The organism is Rathayibacter sp. AY1H3, from assembly GCF_002932015.1.
The window spans coordinates 32815-49211 of the sequence record NZ_PSUU01000032.1 but is presented as its reverse complement, the minus strand read 5'-3'; the positions used below and the strand labels follow the sequence as shown (position 1 = coordinate 49211).

Below are 16397 nucleotides of genomic sequence, written 5' to 3'. Positions count from 1 at the left end.
TCCTCGTGGCGGACTGGGCGAGCGTGCGGGGATCGTCGTCCTTCGGCGCGTCGCCGACAGGGGCCCCCTCGCTGAGCTCTCGGAAGACCTGCTGGCGCTTCTCCGGCGGCGGAGGCATGGGCTTCGGCGGCGTCCTCGCCTCCTCGATGCTCGGCACGATCGCCGGGTTCGCGATCGGCTCGGCCATCGCGGGCGCGTTCCTCCCCGACGCGGGAGGCGACTACGCCGGCGGTGACGGCGGGGGAGACGCCTCGGCCGACGGCGGAGCGGATGCGGGAGGTGCGGACGCCTCCGGTGCGGACGCCGGAGACGGCGGCGGCTGGGGCGACTCCGGCAGCGGCGACTTCGGTGGCGGAGGCGACTTCGGCGGGGGCGGCGACTTCGGAGGCGGCGACTTCGGCTTCTAGCCTCGTTGCAGAGGGCCCCCGATCACGGACAGTGGTCGGGGGCCCTCGCTCGTTCCGGGCTAGTCCTCGTCGGTCAGCATCGCCTTCACCTGGCGGCGGAGGACCTTGCCGATCATGCTCCGCGGCAGCTCGTCGACGACGGTGATCCGCTTGGGCACCTTGTAGGGGGTCAGCGCCTCCCGGACGGCCTTGCGGGCGGCTGCGACGTCGAGCTGCGCGCCCGGCTCCAGGACGACCGCCGCCGCCACGGACTCGCCGCTGCGCGGATCGGGCAGGCCGACCACCGCCACCTCCTTGATCTCGGGCAGGCGGAGCAGCACCTCCTCCACCTCGGACGGCGAGACGTTGAAGCCGCCCGTGATCACGAGCTCCTTGATCCGGTCGACGATGCGCACGAAGCCGTCCTCGTCGATCGTCGCGATGTCGCCGGTGCGGAACCAGCCGTCGCCGGTGAAGGTCGCCGCCGTCTCGTCGGGCTTGCGGTGGTAGCCCCGGAACACCTGCGGACCGCGCACGACCAGCTCGCCCTGCTCGCCGGTCGCCACCTCCGTGTCGGGATCCTCGGGGTCGACGATCCGCACGTCGGTGCCGGGCAGCGGAAGCCCGACCGTCCCGGCGCGTCGCGTCGGACCGACCGGGTTGGCCATCAGGACCGGAGAGGTCTCCGAGAGGCCGTAGCCCTCGACGAGCGTGCCTCCGGTCAGCGCCTCGAACGACTCGACCAGCGCCGGGTCGAGCGGCATCGCGCCGGAGATGGCGATCTCGATGCCGCGGAGGGAGACGCCCCGCTGCTGCGCGCTGCGCGCCAGGCGCTCCGCGATCGGCGGAACGGCCGGGAGGAAGGTGGCGGGGTGCTTCTTGACGACCTTCAGCACCAGCTCCGGGTCGAACTTCGGGAACAGCACCAGGCGCGCGCCCATGCTCATCGCGAAGGTGAGGCAGAGCGTCAGCCCGTAGGCGTGGAACATGGGGAGCACCGCGTAGACCACGCAGTCGCCGCGGCGGACCGTCGGCACCCAGGCGCGCGACTGGGCGGCGTTCGCCGTCAGGTTCGCGTGGGTCAGCTCGGCGCCCTTGGGCGTGCCGGTCGTGCCGCTCGTGTACTGGATGACCGCGAGGTCCTCCGCGACCGGGCGCGGGTGCGCCGGGTCGATCCGCCGGCGCAGCAGCGTCTCCCAGTCGATCGCGCCGCGGACCGGCCCGGTCAGCGCGGCGCGCGACTCCCGGGCCTTCTTCAGCGGCAGGCGGAGGGCTGCGCGCATCGAGGCGGGCATCGCGCGGGTGAGGTCGACGGCGACGACGGTCTCGACGCCGAGATCGGCCGGGAGGTCCTGCACCGTCGGCACGACGCGGTTCCAGGCGATCGCGACACGAGCGCCGTGGTCCTCGAACTGGTGGCGCAGCTCGCGCGGGGTGTAGAGCGGGTTGTGCTCGACCACCACGGCGCCGAGCCGGAGGACGGCGTAGAAGGCGACGACGTGCTGCGGGCAGTTCGGGAGGACGAGGGCGACAGGATCGCCCGCGCGGACGCCCAGGCGGCGGAGGCCCTCTGCGGCCCGCTCCACCTCGTCTGCGAGCTGGGAGTAGCTGGTCGAACGGCCGAAGAACTCGAGCGCGACCTGGTGGGGATACCGCTCGGCCGACTCGGTGACGATGTCGACGAGCGAGCCGGTCGGGAGCTCGAGCTCCGTCGGCACGCCGGGCGCGTAGCTGCGGATCCAGGGGCGGGGCGGGTGGGTGCTCACCCGCCCCACTCTAGGAGGAGGTGCCGGGGCTCAGGCTCCCTGAGCCACCGCGTCCTCGATCGGGGTGGGACCGGAGACGATCTCCCACGTCTTCGCGATGGAGGTCGGCTGCGCCAGGGCGGCGATCACCGTGGCGGCGACGTCCGCTCGGGGGATGCTCCCCTTCTCGACGGAGGTGCCGAGCGTGATCGTGCCGGTGCCCTCGTCGTCCGTCAGCCCGCCCGGGCGGAGGATCGTGTAGTCGAGGCCGGAGTCGCGCAGTGCCGCGTCGGCGTCGCGCTTGGCCTCGACGTAGGCCTTCCAGCCCTCCTCCGTGTCCTCGGGGAGCGGCTCGTCCACACCGATCGCGCTGACCTGCACGAAGTGCTGGACCCCGACGATCGCGGCGGCCTTCTGGCTGAGGACGGACGCCCCCAGGTCGACGGTGCGCTTGCGCTCCGGGCCCGAGTCGGGTCCGGCTCCGGCGGTGAAGACCATGCCGTCGACGTGGCCCAGCGCCTCGGCGAAGGCCTCGGGCGTCGTGTCCTCGAGGTCGTGCACGAGCGGCTCGCCGCCCAGCCGGACGATGTCCTCGGCGTGATCGGGGTTGCGGATCACTCCGACCGACTCGTGGCCGGCGTCGTAGAGCAGGTGCAGGATCTGCTGCCCCACCTTGCCGTGGGCTCCGATGACGGCGATGCGTGTCATGGACGTTCCTCTCCTCGTCGGGGCGGGTCGCCCCGTGTTCGTGGTCCCCTCCATCCTGCCGCGGCGTCCCTGGACGCCCCCAGACCTTGACGGCGTCCGGGCGCCGGGCCGTCAGGCGGCGAGGCGGTCGTCGCGTCCGGTGATGGCGAGCAGGCGGCTCTGGAGGGAGGCGGCGTCGTCGACCGGCACGGGCGCGGCGTAGAGGCCGCTCGCGCGCAGGGTCTCCTCCTGGGGTGCGAAGAGCTCCCAGACCGCTGCGACGAGCTCCTCGTCCAGCCGCTCGTCGCTGCCGGTCGCGCGGGCGAGGTCCCAGGCGTGGACGGTCACATCGGCCGTCTGCTCCTGCAGCAGCTCGACGGCGCTGACGGTGTCGCGCCCCAGCTGCACGGTCGCCGCCGGGTCGACGGTGCGGACAGCGACGCGCAGGCGGTCGGTCACGCGGCGCCACTCGCTCCTCAGATCGGTGGCGACGGACTCGAGTCGCAGCGCCGACTCGTCGCCGCCCGAGAGGAGCGTGTGCGCGCGCTGCTGCTCGCGGACGACGTGCAGCACGAGCGCGCGCGTGTCCCACTCGGTGTCGGGCGTGGGGGCCGACCAGTCCTCGACGGCGCTCAGCCGGAGCTCGAAGGCGCGGTGGGCGCGGTCCTGCAGATCGAGCCAGCGGCTCATCTCGGCGCCGGGGCCGGTCTCGGTGGCGGTGGGGGAGTCGGGCTGCTCGTGCGTCATGGTCTCTCCGGAGCGTCGTGGTGCTCGGGTCAACCGCGAGTGGTCGGCGCTCATTCCCGGCCGGCCCGCGCGCAGCGGTCGAGCGGCCGATGTCGGTGGTGCGTGCGAGCATGTCCCAGGGCGTGGGCGAGCAGGACGGAGCGGCGTGAGCAGGCAGGACGGCACCGCGTGAGCGAGCAGGACGGCACCGCGTGAGCAAGCAGGACGGCACGGGGCGGCAGGTCACGACCGAGCCCTTCGACGACCCGCGCGCGAGCATCATGCACATCGACATGGACGCGTTCTTCGCCTCCGTCGAGCTGCTCGACCGGCCGGATCTGCGCGGGAGGCCGGTCATCGTGGGGCACCACGGAGCGCGCTCCGTCGTCACAGCGGCGACCTACGAGGCGCGCCGCTACGGCGTCAACTCGGCGATGCCCATGGCGGTCGCCCTCCGCCGCTGCCCGCAGGCCGTGGTCCTCGAGCCGCACATGGAGCGCTACCGCGAGGCTTCTCGCCGCGTCATGGCGATCTTCGACTCCTTCACGCCGCTGGTCGAGCGCCTGAGCATCGACGAGGCGTTCCTCGACGTCGCGGGTGCCCGCCGCATCTCGGGCTCGCCGTTCGCGATCGGCACCGAGATCCGCCGCCGGGTGCACGCCGAGCTCGGGCTGACCTGCTCGGTCGGGATCGCCAGCACCAAGTTCGTCGCCAAGCTCGCCTCCGGCCGCTCCAAGCCCGACGGTCTGCTGGTCGTCCCCGCCGACGGCGTCCGCGAGTTCCTCGATCCGCTGCCCGTGAGCGCGCTGTGGGGAGTCGGCGCGAGCACGGAGGAGGCGCTCGTCCGCCGCGGTCTGCGCACCGTCGCCGACGTCGCGACCACCCCGCTGCCGTCGCTGGTGTCCGCCCTCGGCGAGGCGACCGGGAGGCGCCTGCACGCCCTGGCGAACGGGGTGGATCCGCGGCCGGTCGACACCCGCCAGATCGAGAAGAGCGCCGGACACGAGATCACGTTCGCCGACGACGTGGCCGACCCCGAGCTCGTCCGTCGTGAGCTGCTGCGGCTCTGCGACAAGGTCGCCGTGCGGATGCGCCGCTCGGGAGTGCGCTGCCGCACCGTCGCGGTGAAGGTGCGCTTCGGCGACTTCAGCACCCTCACCCGCTCCCGCACGCTCGTCGAGGCGACGGACGTGGCCCGGGTCCTCTACGAGGCCTCCTCCGCGCTCCTCGAGGTGGCCAACCCGATGCGGCGGCCCGTGCGGCTGATCGGCGTGCGCGGCGAGCAGCTGGTCGAGGGCGACGACGTCGCGTTCTCCCTGTGGAGCGACTCCGACGACTGGCGCGACGCGGAGCTCGCGGTCGACGGCGTGGCCGCCCGCTTCGGCTCCGGGGCCGTGCGTCCCGCCTCGCTCCTGTCCCGGTCGGCTCCCGAGTCGGCCAAGGGGATCGACCTCAGCGACACGCTCGCTACGCGGAACCGATCGTCAGACTGATCGGGCGGTGGTCGGAGCCGTTCGGCGGCAGGACCGCGACGGTCGCGGCGGTGACGCCGTCGGCGAGCGCGTGGTCGAGCGAGACGAGCGGCAGCAGGGACGGCCAGGTCGCCGGGAAGCCGACTCCGCCCGTGCGGACGAGACCCGCCTCCGCCAGCACCGGAGCGAACAGGTGGTCGTCCGTCGGCGTGTTGAAATCGCCGATGACCAGTGTCCGCTCCGACGCGTCGTATCGAAGAGCGGTGGCGAGGTTCGAGAGCATGGTGTCCCGCTCCTCGTGGTCGCCCGGCCGGAACGAGGCCAGGTGCACCACGAACAGGCGCGCGCTGCCGACCGGCGTGTCGACGTCGACGGCGAGCGCGCGCTCCCAGCCGAGACCGAGGTCGAGCGGCTCCTCGTCGGTCAGCTCGGTCCGGCTCCAGACGCCGACGGTGCTCGAGACGGACGAGTACGGGTACTCGTCGGCCAGCTCGGCGTCGACCGCGTCCACGGCGTCTCCGTCGAGCTCCTGCAGCGCGATCACGTCGGGGCCGCGGGCGGCGAGCGAGGCGGCCAGCCCACCGGCGTCGCTGCTCGTCTCGATGTTCTGGCTGACGACGGTGAACGAGCCGGAGCGCACGGCCGGCGCCGGAAGCGCGACCGGCAGCACCAGCACGCCGTAGACCATCGCCAGCACGGTGACCGCGGCCGCCGTCCGGCGCGACCGGAGGGCCGCCGCGGCCGCGATGAGGAGCAACACGAGCAGCCCCGTCCAGGGGATCCCGACCTCGAGGACCGACAGCCAGCCGATCGGATCGGGCAGCGCGCGGTGGAAGGCGAGGAAGGCGGCGAGCACGAGGCTCGCGACCGCCACCGCGGCCGAGCGCACGGGGCGGCGGCGGCGGGTGCGGGCGGACATCCGTCGATCATGGCAGCAGGTCCCCGGAGGTCCATGGACGAGTCCTGTGCGCCCCGGCGGGCCGCTTGTCGCCGCGGAGAGCCGCGGAGTACCGTCGCACCATGCCCAACATCGCAGTCTCCCTGGCCGACACCGTCACCACCGCGGGTACCGCGACGATCTACGGCGAGCCCGTCACCGTCGACGGCGTCTCGCTCGTCCCCGTCGCCCTCCGCTGGTTCGGTTTCGGCGGAGGCAGCGGCTCCGAGGACGGCCAGGAGGGCGGCGGCGGAGGCGGCGGCGCCACGGTCATCCCGATCGGCGCCTACATCAAGGACGACCTCGGCCTGCGGTTCCAGCCGAACGTGATCTCGGTCCTCGCCGTCGGCATCCCCTTCGTGTGGGTGACCGGCAAGGCCCTCGCGCGCATCATCCGCGCCCTCAAGAAGTAGCCGGAGCGGCCCCGCGTCAGCTGGCGCGCTGCTGGCGCGCGGGGTACCACTTCTTCTTCGTCCGGCCGAAGCCGACGATCAGACGCTCGGCGTCGTCCGGCCGGCGGGGGTCGTAGATCACCGCGGCGGGCTCACCGGCCATCCACGCGTCCCCCCGCTTCAGCGGGTATTTCTGCGCGCGCTTCTCCACACCCTCGGCGGTCCGGTAGACGACCAGGAGCCTGCCCAGATCCCGTGCCGAATCGCAATCGCCGCGTGCCGGATCCGGCCCGACGACGCGCGCCGGCACCCGCGTGCCGTAGCTGAGCAGCTCGCGGCGGATCCGCGCACGGCGCTGCCAGAGCAGGGCCTGCAGCAGGACGATCAGCAGCACGGCCAGGACGACGACCACCGACCACGACATGACGTCTATGATTGCCGACGAACACGGGAGTCCGGTGCACCGGGCTGAGAGGAAGGCAGCAGCCTTCGACCGTCGAACCTGATCTGGGTCATGCCAGCGAAGGAACGTTTCGATCTCCTCTTACCAACCCGTGCCCTCCATTCGCTTCCACGAAAGGGCACGTCAGTGCAGAACACGAACGCGCAGAACACGAACGCGCAGAACACGAACGCGCAGAACACGAACGCGCAGAACCTCACCTCCTCCGCCCCGGCCCGGCGCGATCTGCGCTGGCGGGTCGTCGACATCGTGGTGGCGAGCGTCGTCGCCGTCGCGAGCGGGATCGTCTTCTGGGCCTGGGGCCTGGCGACGAACGTCCTCGGCCTCGCCTTCGAGTTCCTGCCCGGGCTCGGCGGGCTCCTCGGCGGCGGCTGGCTCTTCGCCGGCGTCCTCGGCGGCCTGATCATCCGCAAGCCCGGAGCCGCGCTCTACACCGAGCTGGTCGCCGCGGCCGTGTCGGCTCTGATCGGCACCCAGTGGGGCTTCACCGTGCTGATCTCCGGACTCGTGCAGGGACTCGGCGCGGAGATCGTCCTGGCGCTCTTCCTCTACCGCAGCGGCCGTCCGCTCGTCGCGATGCTGGCCGGTGCCGGTGCGGGGCTCGCCCTCGCGATCAACGACCTGCTGTCGTACTACGCCGTCAACGACGCGCTCTTCAAGACCGTCTACGTCGCCTCCTCGATCGTCTCGGGCGCGCTCCTGGCCGGGCTGCTGTCCTGGTTCGCGGTGCGGGGGCTCGCGGCCTCGGGAGCGCTGGACCGCTTCGCCTCCGGGCGCGAGGGCCGGACGGTCGAGGGAGCCGGCGCGGGCGCTCGATGAGCGGCGCTTACGTCCGGGCGCGGGGCTGGAGCTGGCGGCACGCGGGACGCTCCCGCGACGCCCTCTCCGGCCTCGATCTCGCGCTGGAGCCGGGGGAGCGCGTGCTGCTCCTCGGCCCCTCCGGCGCGGGAAAGAGCACGCTGCTGCACGCCCTGGCCGGCGTCCTCGGCGGGGAGGAGGACGGCTCCGCGGCGGGCGAGCTCGAGATCGACGGAGCCGCGCCGCTCACCCGGCGCGGTGTCGCTGGGCTCGTGCTGCAGGATCCGGACACTCAGGCGGTCCTGGCGCGGGTCGGCGACGACGTCGCGTTCGCCTGCGAGAACCTCGGCGTGCCGCGCGAGGAGATCCCCGCGCGGGTGCGGGAGGCACTCGGCGACGTCGGGCTCGACGTGCCGTTGGACCACTCCACCTCGGCGCTCTCGGGCGGGCAGAAGCAGAGGCTCGCCCTGGCGGGTGTGCTCGCCATGCGTCCGCGGCTCCTGCTCCTCGACGAGCCCACCGCCAACCTCGATCCGGACGGTGTACGCGAGGTGCGGGCGGCGGTGGAGCGCACGGCCGCCCGCACGGGGGCGACGCTGATCGTCGTCGAGCACCGGGTCGACGTGTGGGTCGGCCTCGTCGACCGGGTCGTGGTGCTCGGGCGGGACGGCGCGGTCGTCGCCGACGGCGCTCCAGTCGAGGTCCTCGATCGAACGCACGACGTGCTCCGCGCCTCCGGCGTCTGGCTGCCCGGTGACACCCCCGCCCGGCGCGGGGCGAGCGTGCTGCCCTCGCCCGCCGCCCTGAGCGCGCACGACCTCGCCATCGGCCGGCCCGTCCTCGGGCGCCGCCGCTCGACCATCGTGGCCTCGGGGCTCGAGCTCGCCGTCGACTCCGCGCGGGCCACGGCCGTGCTGGGACCCAACGGCGCGGGGAAGTCGACCCTCGCGCTCACGCTGGCCGGTCTCCTGCCGCCGGTCGCGGGGCGGGTGACCGCCTCCGAGTCGCTCCGCGCCGGTGCGGGCCCGGAGCCGATCCGCTGGACCTCGGCTCAGCTCGCCGGACGGATCGCGATGGTGTTCCAGGAGCCGGAGCACCAGTTCCTCACCGCTCGCGTGCGCGCCGAGCTCGCGCTGGGCGCCCGCGACGAGACGGAGCGGCATCGGGCGGAGGAGCTCCTGGAGCGCCTCGGCCTCGCGCACCTCGCCGACGCCAATCCGTTCACCCTCTCCGGAGGCGAGAAGCGGCGCCTGGCCGTCGCGTCCGCCCTCACCCGGTCGCCGTCCGTGCTCGTCCTCGACGAGCCGACGTTCGGGCAGGACCGCCTGACCTGGGAGGTGCTCGTCGACCTCCTCGCCGAGCAGCGCGACGCGGGCACGGCGGTGCTCGCCGTCACCCACGACGAGGCGCTGGTCGCCGCCCTCGCCGACTCGGTCGTCACCCTCGGCGCCCGCGAGGTGGTGTCGGGATGACGCTCCTCGACTCCGTTCCCGCGCGCAGCCGGATCGCCCGGGCCAACCCGGTCGCCAAGCTCCTCGCCAGCTTGGTCATCGCGTTCGCGCTCCTCCTCACGGTCGATGCGGTCTCCGCGGCGACGGCGCTGGCGCTCGAGCTGCTGGTTCTGCCCTTCGCGGGGCTCCGGGCGGGTGAGCTCGTGCGGCGGACGGCTCCCGTCTGGATCGCGGCTCCGCTCGCCGGCCTCTCGACAGTCCTCTACGGGCGTGACAGCGGCGCCGTCTACGCGGAGTTCCTCATCGTCTCGGTCACAGAGGGATCCGTCGCCCTCGGGCTGGCCATCGCGCTGCGCGTCCTGGCGATCGGACTGCCGAGCGTGGTCCTCATCGCCACCACCGACCCGACGGACCTGGCGGACGGCCTCGCGCAGATCCTGCGCCTGCCCTCGCGCTTCGTGCTCGGCGCTCTCGCCGGCATGCGGCTCGTCGGTCTGCTCGTCGACGACTGGCGCACCCTGTCGATGGCCCGCCGGGCCCGTGGGGTCGCCGACGGCCGCGGGCCCGTCGAGGCGCTCCGCAGCCTCGCGGCCCGCACGTTCTCGCTGCTCGTGCTGGCCATCCGGCGGGGGAGCAGGCTCGCGACGGCGATGGAGGCGAAGGGCTTCGGCTCCGGCGTCCCGCGCACCTGGGCGCGGCAGTCGCGCCTCGGAGCCGGCGACCTCCTGCTGCTCACGGGCGGAGTGCTCATCGCTGCCGTCGCCGTGACCGCCGCCGTCGTCACCGGCTCCTGGAGCTTCGTCCTGCATGGCTGAGCGGATCCTGCCGCTGACGGATCACACGGCGGGCGACCTCGCCCGCTCCGTGATCGCGCGGCGTCGTCGGACGGTGCTGCTGGACGGACCGAGCGGCTCCGGCAAGTCGACGTTCGCGCGCGCGCTGGTCGAGCAGCTCCGTCTCGCGCCGGCGGCATCGTCGGTCGCGCTCGTGCGGATGGACGACCTCTACCCCGGCTGGACGGGCCTGGACCGGGCGTCGCGGGAGACGGCCGGGACGCTCGTCCGCCCCCACGGCCTCGGCCTCGCGGCGCACTGGCGGCCCTGGAACTGGGCCGCGGGGACGACGGCCGGGCGCCGCGTCGTCCGCGAGACGCTTCTCGTGCTCGAGGGCTGCGGATCGGCCGGCGCCGCCGCGCGCCGCCACGCCGATCTGGTGGTCTGGCTCGAGGCCGACGACGAGGTGCGGCGCGTGCGCGCGCTCGAGCGCGACGGCGAGCTCTTCGCTCCGCACTGGGACGCCTGGGACCGCGACTTCCGCTCCTACTGCGCTCGGGATCGGCCCCGGGAGAACGCCGACCTCGTGCTGGACACGGGCGGCGGGGGAGCGGTGCGCGGCTGAGGGGTCCCCGCCGAGCGCGGCGACGAGCGGATGCCGGTGGGAGGCTCTCCCTCGGCGGCGGTCAGGCCCAGCCGAGCTCGTGCAGCCGGTCGTCGTCGATGCCGTAGAAGTGCGCGATCTCGTGGACGAGCGTGACGTGGATCTCGTCGCGCAGCGCGTCCAGATCGTCGCACGCGGCGAGGTGCGGCTCGCGGAACAGCACGATGCGGTCGGGCATCTCGCCGAAGCCGTAGCGCTCGCGCTCGGTGAGGGCGACGCCGTCGTAGTAGCCGAGCAGATCCAGGGTCCCGTCCTCGGGCCGGTCCTCCACGACGAACACGACGTTGTCGAGCCCGTCGACCATGTCGTCCGGGAGCGCGTCGAGCTCGGAGATCACCAGGGCTTCGAAGGCGTCCTCGTCCAGCTCGAGCATCCGGGACCTCTCTGCGTCGGCGATCGCTGCCGGTCGCCGGATGTGCGAAGAGGCCCGGAGTCGGAACTCCGGGCCTCTTCCGCTGCATGCACAGCCACTGGGGTGAGTAACGGGGCTCGAACCCGCGACCTCCTAGACCACAACCAGGCGCTCTGCCAACTGAGCTATACCCACCAGGAGCGTGTTCCGGCGGGGTGACCCGTCGAAGCAACTCTACGAGAGTACTACATCCGCGAGGCGAACTCGTCCACGACGGCGGCCGACACGGCCTGCACCTCGGCGGTGCTCGGCCCCGGTTGCTCCACGAACACGGCACGGCGGTAGTACTGCAGCTCGCGGATGCTCTCGAGGATGTCGGCGAGGGCGCGGTGTCCGCCGTGCTTCTTGGGCGCGTTGAAGTAGATGCGCGGGAACCAGCGCCGTGCCAGCTCCTTGATCGTGCTGACATCGACGTTGCGGTAGTGCAGGTGGCCGTCGAGGCGCGGCATGAACTTCGCGAGGAAGGCGCGATCGGTGCCGATCGAGTTGCCGGCGAGGGGGGCCTGCTGCTCGGCCGGGACGTGCTTCAGCACGTACTCCAGCACCTCGTACTCGGCCTCCGCGACGCTGACGCCGGAGGGGATCTCGACCAGCAGGCCGGAGGTCTCGTGCATCGACCGGACGAAGTCGCCCATGTTCTCGAGCGCGGTCGCGTCGGGCCGGATGACGAGGGAGAGCCCCTCGTCGAGCGGGTTCAGCTCGAAGTCGGTGACGACGACGGCGATCTCGACGAGCTCGTCGACGGAGAGGTCGAGCCCCGTCATCTCGCAGTCGATCCAGACAAGACGGTCGGGGGCGCTACTCATGCGGGGCAGTCTATCGGCGGCCGCCGACACCCGGTCCGGCCGCCTCGCTCCTCCTACACTGGACCCTCGTGATCACGCTCGCCTGCTGCCTCCTGATCGTCAACGCCGTGTGGAACGCGATCGTCTGGCCGCCCTTCCTCCGCCGCGTCCGCAAGGACCCGCGGGCGCGCGACGCGGACGGCCGCGCGACGACCTTCCTCCGCGTGCACACGGTCCTCATCGGCGTGTCGCTCGCCCTCGCCGTGGTCTCCCTGGTCGTGGGAGTGCTGGGACTCGTCCGGGGCGCCTAGGCCCCGGCGGGCGCGGCCCCTGCGCTTCGGTATCGTGGTCGGAGTCCGCCCCCGTAGCTCAGCGGATAGAGCAGGAGCCTTCTAATCTCTTGGTCGCAGGTTCGATTCCTGCCGGGGGCACCATCGGATCGGGAGCGCTCCGGTCGCCGTCCCTAGTCTTGTCCCGGTGGCGTGCGGATCAGCGTCGACGCCTCGCGCCCGTCCTTCGACCGCGTCGCGGCCTCTCCTCGGGCGGCGCTGCGCTCCTCCGAGGAGTGACGCCCGGCACCCACGGGGTTTTCCTCCGCTCCGGTGACCCTCGGACGAGGACTCGCGGTCGCTCCACCAGTAACACACCGGCAAATCGGAGGCAACACCGGCGTGTTTCCCACCCGAAGGCGTTTGAGTGTCGTTCAGGCACCTAGTCTTGGGGTGTCCGGAATTACAACGACGTAACGAACGGAGGTACGACCATGCTGCTCCTCGCCATCCTCGGTGGAATCGCCGTCGCGTGGACGATCGTCGCGGCGCCCCTCGCCGTACTGGTCGGCCGAGTCGCCCGTGCACGTGATGCACACAGCTAGTCAGTACACGCACCGCCCGCACCACGGAGAAGGCCCCGATCGCATTCGCGATCGGGGCCTTCTTCTCGTGGTCGGGAGCACTCAGACCGAGCTGCGCTCCTGGCTTCGGTCGTCGTCCGAGGCGGACCGCTCGAACCGGGCCTCGTCCGCCCGGACGACCGCCTCGTCGTCGGCCGGCACGCCGTCGCGGTCTCCGTCGGCCGGAGCCGACGGCGTCGCGTCGTGCTCCGCGTCCGGCTGCGGCTGGGCGGCAGGAGCCGAGCGCTGCGGGTCGACGGGCGGCAGCTCCTCCACGGGACGCTCGCGCGACGGCACCTCCAGGCGGTCGACGTCGGCGAGCAGGCGGCGGGTCTCCTCCTGCGAGGCGTCCCCGGCCGACGCGGGGAGGACGATCGTGGGCGTCTGCGGGGCTGCAGAGCCGGAGGCGGAGCCCGCGCCGACGACGACCGGTGCGACGGCGGTCGGTGCGGCGGCCGGGGGAGCGGTGCGCTGGGGAGCGGCCTCGGCGGTGCTCGCGGCCCGATCGGACGACGGAGCGGACTCGGCGGAGCGGTCTCGACCCGTCTCCGAGAAGCGCCAGCGCTCGAGGTCGGCGAGGAAGGTCTTCCGGGCGCGCCCGGGCTTGTCCCGCCACTGCACGAGGCGGTCGCGGAACTCGCCCACGCTCGCCTGCGTCTGGTAGCCGCCGGTGCTCGACGTGTGCTTCAGCTCGGCGAGCTCGTGAGCGGCCCAGTTGGCCGCGACTCCGGAGCCCTTGACGGGCAGGAGGCGCAGGTGCGTCTCGGCCTGCGCGGAAGCGCGGTCGCTGAGGACGCGCTCCGGGCTGCTGAGGACGTTCCAGGCCGAGGCGTCGACCGCGGCGTCGACGAGCGTTGCGATGACCGCGTTCTTCCGCTCGTGATCCTGCTGACGGATGAGGCGCGCGATGGACGCTCGGAAGACGGAGGCGATCACGATCGCTCCGACCACCACGGCCAGCAGGACCACAGCGGCCGTGAAGACCGCCTGGTGTCCGTCGCTCGTGCGGATCCAGGACATGAACTCGTTCCACCACTGCATGGGGCGAACGCTATCCGGGGCGGTCGCCGCGGCCCGGTCGGCACGCCGCCGACCGGGCGGATCGGCGCGTCAGGCGACGCGGAAGACCTCGATCGCGTCGTCGACGCTCCAGAACTCGCCGAGCTCGGCGCCGGCGGGCATGCCCGCCCGCAGCAGCCGGGCGCGGTACCGCTCGCCGAGCGGATCCTCGACCAGCTCGATGTGACCGACCACGGCGCCCGAGCCGGTGCTCACGCGCCACAGCCGGGCGTTGACCCGGGTGAGCGTCGGCGGGGTGCGGGTGGCGTGCAGCGTGGACAGGGACATCGGTTCCTCCTGCTCGAGTCTCGGAGCACCCACCGGCCGAGTGCTGTCGCAGACTACGGCCGACCACCGACATCCCCGCCGGGGCGTCAGCGCAGGGTCGTGCCGTGCACCGCGAACTCCGAGATGGCGTCGATCTCCTCCTGCGAGAGGGGGCCGGCGTCCAGCGCGGCGACGTTCTGCTCGAGCTGCGCGACGCTCGACGCGCCGATGATGGCGCTCGTGACGGTGGGCACCCGGAGCACCCAGCTCAGGGCGAGCTGGGCCAGCGACTGGCCGCGCTGCTGCGCGATCGCGTTCAGGCCGCGGGCGCGTGTCAGGTACGCCTCGTCGATCCGGTCGGAGGAGAGGAAGCGCGACGTCGCCGCACGGGACCCCTCCGGCACGGTGCCGTCGAGGTAGCGGTCCGTCAGGAGCCCCTGCGCCAGCGGCGAGAAGACGATGCAGCCGGTGCCGAGCTCGTCGAGCACGGGGAAGAGGCCGTCCTCGGGTCCGCGGTCGAAGAGCGAGTAGCGGGGCTGGTGCAGGAGGAGCGGCACTCCGCTGCCCGCCAGTGCCGCCTGCGCGGCCCGGGTCTGCTCGGGCGAGTAGTTCGAGATGCCGGCGTAGAGCGCCTTGCCCGACTCCACCGCCGAGACGAGAGCGCCCATGGTCTCCTCGATCGGAGTCTCCGGGTCCGGCCGGTGCGAGTAGAAGACGTCCACGTAGTCGACGCCGATCCGCTGCAGGCTCTGGTCGAGCGAGGAGAGCAGGTACTTGCGCGAGCCGCCGTCCCCGTACGGGCCGGGCCACATGTCGTATCCGGCCTTGGACGAGATGACGATCTCGTCGCGGTACGGGCGGAGGTCCTCCGCGAGGATGCGGCCGAAGGCCGTCTCGGCGGCGCCGTAGGGCGGTCCGTAGTTGTTCGCGAGGTCGAAGTGGGTGACGCCCAGGTCGAACGCGCGGCGGAGGATCGCGCGCTGCGTGTCGAGGGAGCGGTCGGATCCGAAGTTGTGCCAGAGGCCCAGCGACAGGGCGGGCAGCAGCAGGCCGCTCCGTCCGGTGCGTCGGTAGTCCATCCGGTCGTAGCGGGCGGGGGCGGCGTCGTAGCTCACGCCGCGACTCTATTGCAGGGGGCGGATCCGCGGAATGCAGGGGGCGGTGAGCGTGTTGGACCGACTGACGCCTCCGGCACCCCGGACGCGTCGACGCGACAGGAAGTGAGTCACACGCAATGCGCACATTCGTACTCGCCGGAGGATGCTTCTGGTGTCTGGACGCAGTCTACCGCGTCCTCGACGGCGTGACCGACGTCGTCTCCGGCTACACCGGCGGCCGCACGACCGAGCCCGACTACGAGGACGTCTGCTCCGGGCGCACCGGCCACGCCGAGGCCGTCGCCGTCACCTTCGACCCCGAGGTCATCCCCGAGCAGGTCGTCCTCGACGTCTTCTTCACCCTGCACGACCCGCGACAGCTGAACCGCCAGGGCAACGACGTCGGCACGCAGTACCGCTCGGCGATGTTCTACTCCTCCGACGAGGAGAAGGAGCTGTTCGAGACCGCGCGCGACCGTGCGTCCGAGTGGTGGGACGGCCCGATCGTCACCGAGATCTCGCCGCTGGGCGTCTACTACCCCGCCGAGGACTACCACCAGGACTTCTTCGCGAAGAACCCGGGCCAGGGCTACTGCATGGCGGTCGCACTGCCCAAGGTGAACAAGATCCGCAAGTCCTACTCGAGGTACATCACCGCGTCGTAACGCTCCTCCACAGGGGACGATCCGCTCGTCCTCTCCCCAGAAGGGCCCGCCTCCACCTCGGAGGCGGGCCCTTCGTCGCGACACTGGCCCTGCGGCGCCCGAGCGGTACCAGCCCCCTCCGCCCGGGCGCCGTGCCCGTCGCAGCCGTGGCGGGGCAGGAGTAGAGAGGACACGACCATGACCGACACGCTGACCGTCATCGGGACCATCGGCACCGAGCCCCGGAGCATCGACACCTCCAGCGGCACCGCGATGACCAGCTTCCGGCTCGCCTCGACGCAGCGGCGCTACGACCGCTCGGAGCAGCGCTGGGTCGACGTCTCGACCAACTGGTACACCGTCACCGCGTTCAACGGCCTGGCCGGCAACGCGCTGTCCTCCCTGTCGCGCGGCGACCGGATCCTCGTCACCGGGCGGCTCGGGGTGAGGGCCTGGGAGGCGGGAGGCAAGGCCGGTACGGATGTGGTCCTCACGGCCGAGGGCATCGGGCACGACCTCGCCTGGGGGACCAGCAGCTTCACGAAGACCGTCGGGCGCGCCTCTGCTCCCGCCCCTGCCGCCGAGCCCGCGTGGAGCGAGGAGGCGCCGCGCGAGGGCGCCGCGGCGGGGGACTGGGGCGCGTCGGGCCATGACCGCGGTGTTGCCGCGCCCGAGCCGCCGGTGGCGGCGGGCGTCGGCGGAGGCGCTCCCGGTCTCTCGGTAGGATCCGGGGAGACCCCGTTCTGA

19 protein-coding genes, 2 tRNA genes, 1 pseudogene and 1 riboswitch are annotated in these 16397 nt (G+C 72.7%); of the genes and pseudogenes, 11 read left to right on the top strand and 11 right to left on the bottom strand.

Going from position 1 to position 16397, the window contains the following annotated elements; genetic code table 11:
* Positions 1–407: pseudogene (locus C5C33_RS12910) on the top strand (hypothetical protein); the annotation flags it as partial.
* A gap of 59 nt (positions 408–466) precedes the next feature.
* On the opposite strand, the gene C5C33_RS12905 reads toward C5C33_RS12910, so the two are convergent.
* The 3 genes from C5C33_RS12905 to C5C33_RS12895 all read right to left on the bottom strand — a co-directional run bounded on the left by C5C33_RS12905 (position 467) and on the right by C5C33_RS12895 (position 3565).
* On the bottom strand, positions 467–2152 hold the full coding sequence (locus C5C33_RS12905; RefSeq protein WP_104261291.1) for a long-chain-fatty-acid--CoA ligase: 1686 nt from the start codon (positions 2150–2152) through the stop codon (positions 467–469).
* A gap of 30 nt (positions 2153–2182) precedes the next feature.
* Positions 2183–2839 carry an SDR family oxidoreductase gene (locus C5C33_RS12900; protein ID WP_104223727.1) on the bottom strand — a complete coding sequence of 219 codons (657 nt, stop codon included), beginning with the start codon at positions 2837–2839 and terminating at the stop codon, positions 2183–2185.
* Positions 2840–2950: 111 nt separating this feature from the next.
* Positions 2951–3565: a TIGR03086 family metal-binding protein gene (locus C5C33_RS12895; protein ID WP_258059445.1), complete on the bottom strand. Its 615-nt coding sequence runs from the start codon at positions 3563–3565 to the stop codon at positions 2951–2953.
* 191 nt (positions 3566–3756) lie between these two features.
* On the opposite strand from C5C33_RS12895, the gene dinB reads away from it, so the two are divergent.
* A complete protein-coding gene (gene dinB, locus C5C33_RS12890) occupies positions 3757–5037 on the top strand; it encodes a DNA polymerase IV (RefSeq protein ID WP_104261290.1) in 1281 nt (426 codons plus the stop codon).
* Here the strand turns inward: dinB and C5C33_RS12885 are convergent.
* Positions 5012–5935 (bottom strand): endonuclease/exonuclease/phosphatase family protein, encoded by a 924-nt coding sequence (locus tag C5C33_RS12885; protein WP_104261289.1) that lies wholly within the window; start codon positions 5933–5935, stop codon positions 5012–5014. The two genes, dinB and C5C33_RS12885, sit on opposite strands and share 26 nt — an antisense overlap.
* A gap of 101 nt (positions 5936–6036) precedes the next feature.
* On the opposite strand from C5C33_RS12885, the gene C5C33_RS12880 reads away from it, so the two are divergent.
* Positions 6037–6366: a hypothetical protein gene (locus C5C33_RS12880; protein WP_104223724.1), complete on the top strand. Its 330-nt coding sequence runs from the start codon at positions 6037–6039 to the stop codon at positions 6364–6366.
* Between the two features lie 16 nt (positions 6367–6382).
* Here the strand turns inward: C5C33_RS12880 and C5C33_RS12875 are convergent, their stop codons facing one another.
* Complete coding sequence (locus C5C33_RS12875) at positions 6383–6769, bottom strand: DUF3592 domain-containing protein (protein WP_104261288.1); 387 nt, start codon at positions 6767–6769, stop codon at positions 6383–6385.
* A 14-nt stretch (positions 6770–6783) separates the two neighbouring features.
* Positions 6784–6891, top strand: a riboswitch (TPP riboswitch).
* A gap of 43 nt (positions 6892–6934) precedes the next feature.
* Between C5C33_RS12875 and C5C33_RS12870 the strand changes: the two genes are divergently transcribed.
* Genes C5C33_RS12870 through C5C33_RS12855 form a run of 4 tightly spaced genes read left to right on the top strand, consistent with a single transcriptional unit; the run spans position 6935 to position 10455 of the window.
* Positions 6935–7627, top strand: coding sequence for an ECF transporter S component (locus C5C33_RS12870; RefSeq protein WP_374953318.1), 693 nt, complete (start codon positions 6935–6937; stop codon positions 7625–7627).
* Positions 7624–9078 (top strand): ABC transporter ATP-binding protein, encoded by a 1455-nt coding sequence (locus tag C5C33_RS12865; RefSeq protein WP_104232520.1) that lies wholly within the window; start codon positions 7624–7626, stop codon positions 9076–9078. The genes C5C33_RS12870 and C5C33_RS12865 overlap by 4 nt, the downstream gene beginning before the upstream one ends.
* Positions 9075–9872, top strand: a complete 798-nt coding sequence (locus C5C33_RS12860; RefSeq protein WP_104261287.1) for an energy-coupling factor transporter transmembrane protein EcfT — start codon at positions 9075–9077, stop codon at positions 9870–9872. The genes C5C33_RS12865 and C5C33_RS12860 overlap by 4 nt, the downstream gene beginning before the upstream one ends.
* Positions 9865–10455, top strand: coding sequence for an AAA family ATPase (locus C5C33_RS12855; protein ID WP_219812296.1), 591 nt, complete (start codon positions 9865–9867; stop codon positions 10453–10455). The genes C5C33_RS12860 and C5C33_RS12855 overlap by 8 nt, the downstream gene beginning before the upstream one ends.
* Positions 10456–10516: 61 nt before the next feature.
* Here C5C33_RS12855 and C5C33_RS12850 read toward each other — a convergent pair whose 3' ends face one another.
* The 3 genes from C5C33_RS12850 to orn form a co-directional block, all read right to left on the bottom strand.
* Complete coding sequence (locus tag C5C33_RS12850; protein WP_104223719.1) at positions 10517–10867, bottom strand: metallopeptidase family protein; 351 nt, start codon at positions 10865–10867, stop codon at positions 10517–10519.
* Positions 10868–10965: 98 nt separating this feature from the next.
* Positions 10966–11041, bottom strand: a tRNA-His gene (locus tag C5C33_RS12845).
* Positions 11042–11091: 50 nt separating this feature from the next.
* The gene (gene orn, locus C5C33_RS12840; RefSeq protein WP_104223718.1) at positions 11092–11712 is read right to left on the bottom strand and encodes an oligoribonuclease; all 621 of its coding nucleotides are present in this window, start codon (positions 11710–11712) and stop codon (positions 11092–11094) included.
* A gap of 68 nt (positions 11713–11780) precedes the next feature.
* On the opposite strand from orn, the gene C5C33_RS12835 reads away from it, so the two are divergent.
* Together C5C33_RS12835 and C5C33_RS12830 are read left to right on the top strand one after the other, a co-directional pair.
* Entirely contained in the window at positions 11781–12002 is a 222-nt protein-coding gene (locus tag C5C33_RS12835; protein ID WP_104223717.1) for an SCO4848 family membrane protein, read from the top strand.
* A gap of 47 nt (positions 12003–12049) precedes the next feature.
* Positions 12050–12125: transfer RNA gene (locus C5C33_RS12830), tRNA-Arg, on the top strand.
* 521 nt (positions 12126–12646) lie between these two features.
* Here the strand turns inward: C5C33_RS12830 and C5C33_RS12825 are convergent.
* From C5C33_RS12825 to C5C33_RS12815, 3 genes are all read right to left on the bottom strand, one after another.
* A complete protein-coding gene (locus tag C5C33_RS12825; protein WP_104261286.1) occupies positions 12647–13624 on the bottom strand; it encodes a hypothetical protein in 978 nt (325 codons plus the stop codon).
* A 69-nt stretch (positions 13625–13693) separates the two neighbouring features.
* Complete coding sequence (locus C5C33_RS12820; RefSeq protein ID WP_104223715.1) at positions 13694–13930, bottom strand: hypothetical protein; 237 nt, start codon at positions 13928–13930, stop codon at positions 13694–13696.
* Between the two features lie 86 nt (positions 13931–14016).
* Positions 14017–15024, bottom strand: coding sequence for an aldo/keto reductase (locus tag C5C33_RS12815; protein ID WP_104261285.1), 1008 nt, complete (start codon positions 15022–15024; stop codon positions 14017–14019).
* Between the two features lie 119 nt (positions 15025–15143).
* Here C5C33_RS12815 and msrA point away from each other — a divergent pair, with 119 nt between their 5' ends.
* On the top strand, positions 15144–15671 hold the full coding sequence (msrA, locus tag C5C33_RS12810; RefSeq protein WP_104223713.1) for a peptide-methionine (S)-S-oxide reductase MsrA: 528 nt from the start codon (positions 15144–15146) through the stop codon (positions 15669–15671).
* A gap of 177 nt (positions 15672–15848) precedes the next feature.
* Positions 15849–16397, top strand: a complete 549-nt coding sequence (locus C5C33_RS12800) for a single-stranded DNA-binding protein (RefSeq protein WP_104261284.1) — start codon at positions 15849–15851, stop codon at positions 16395–16397.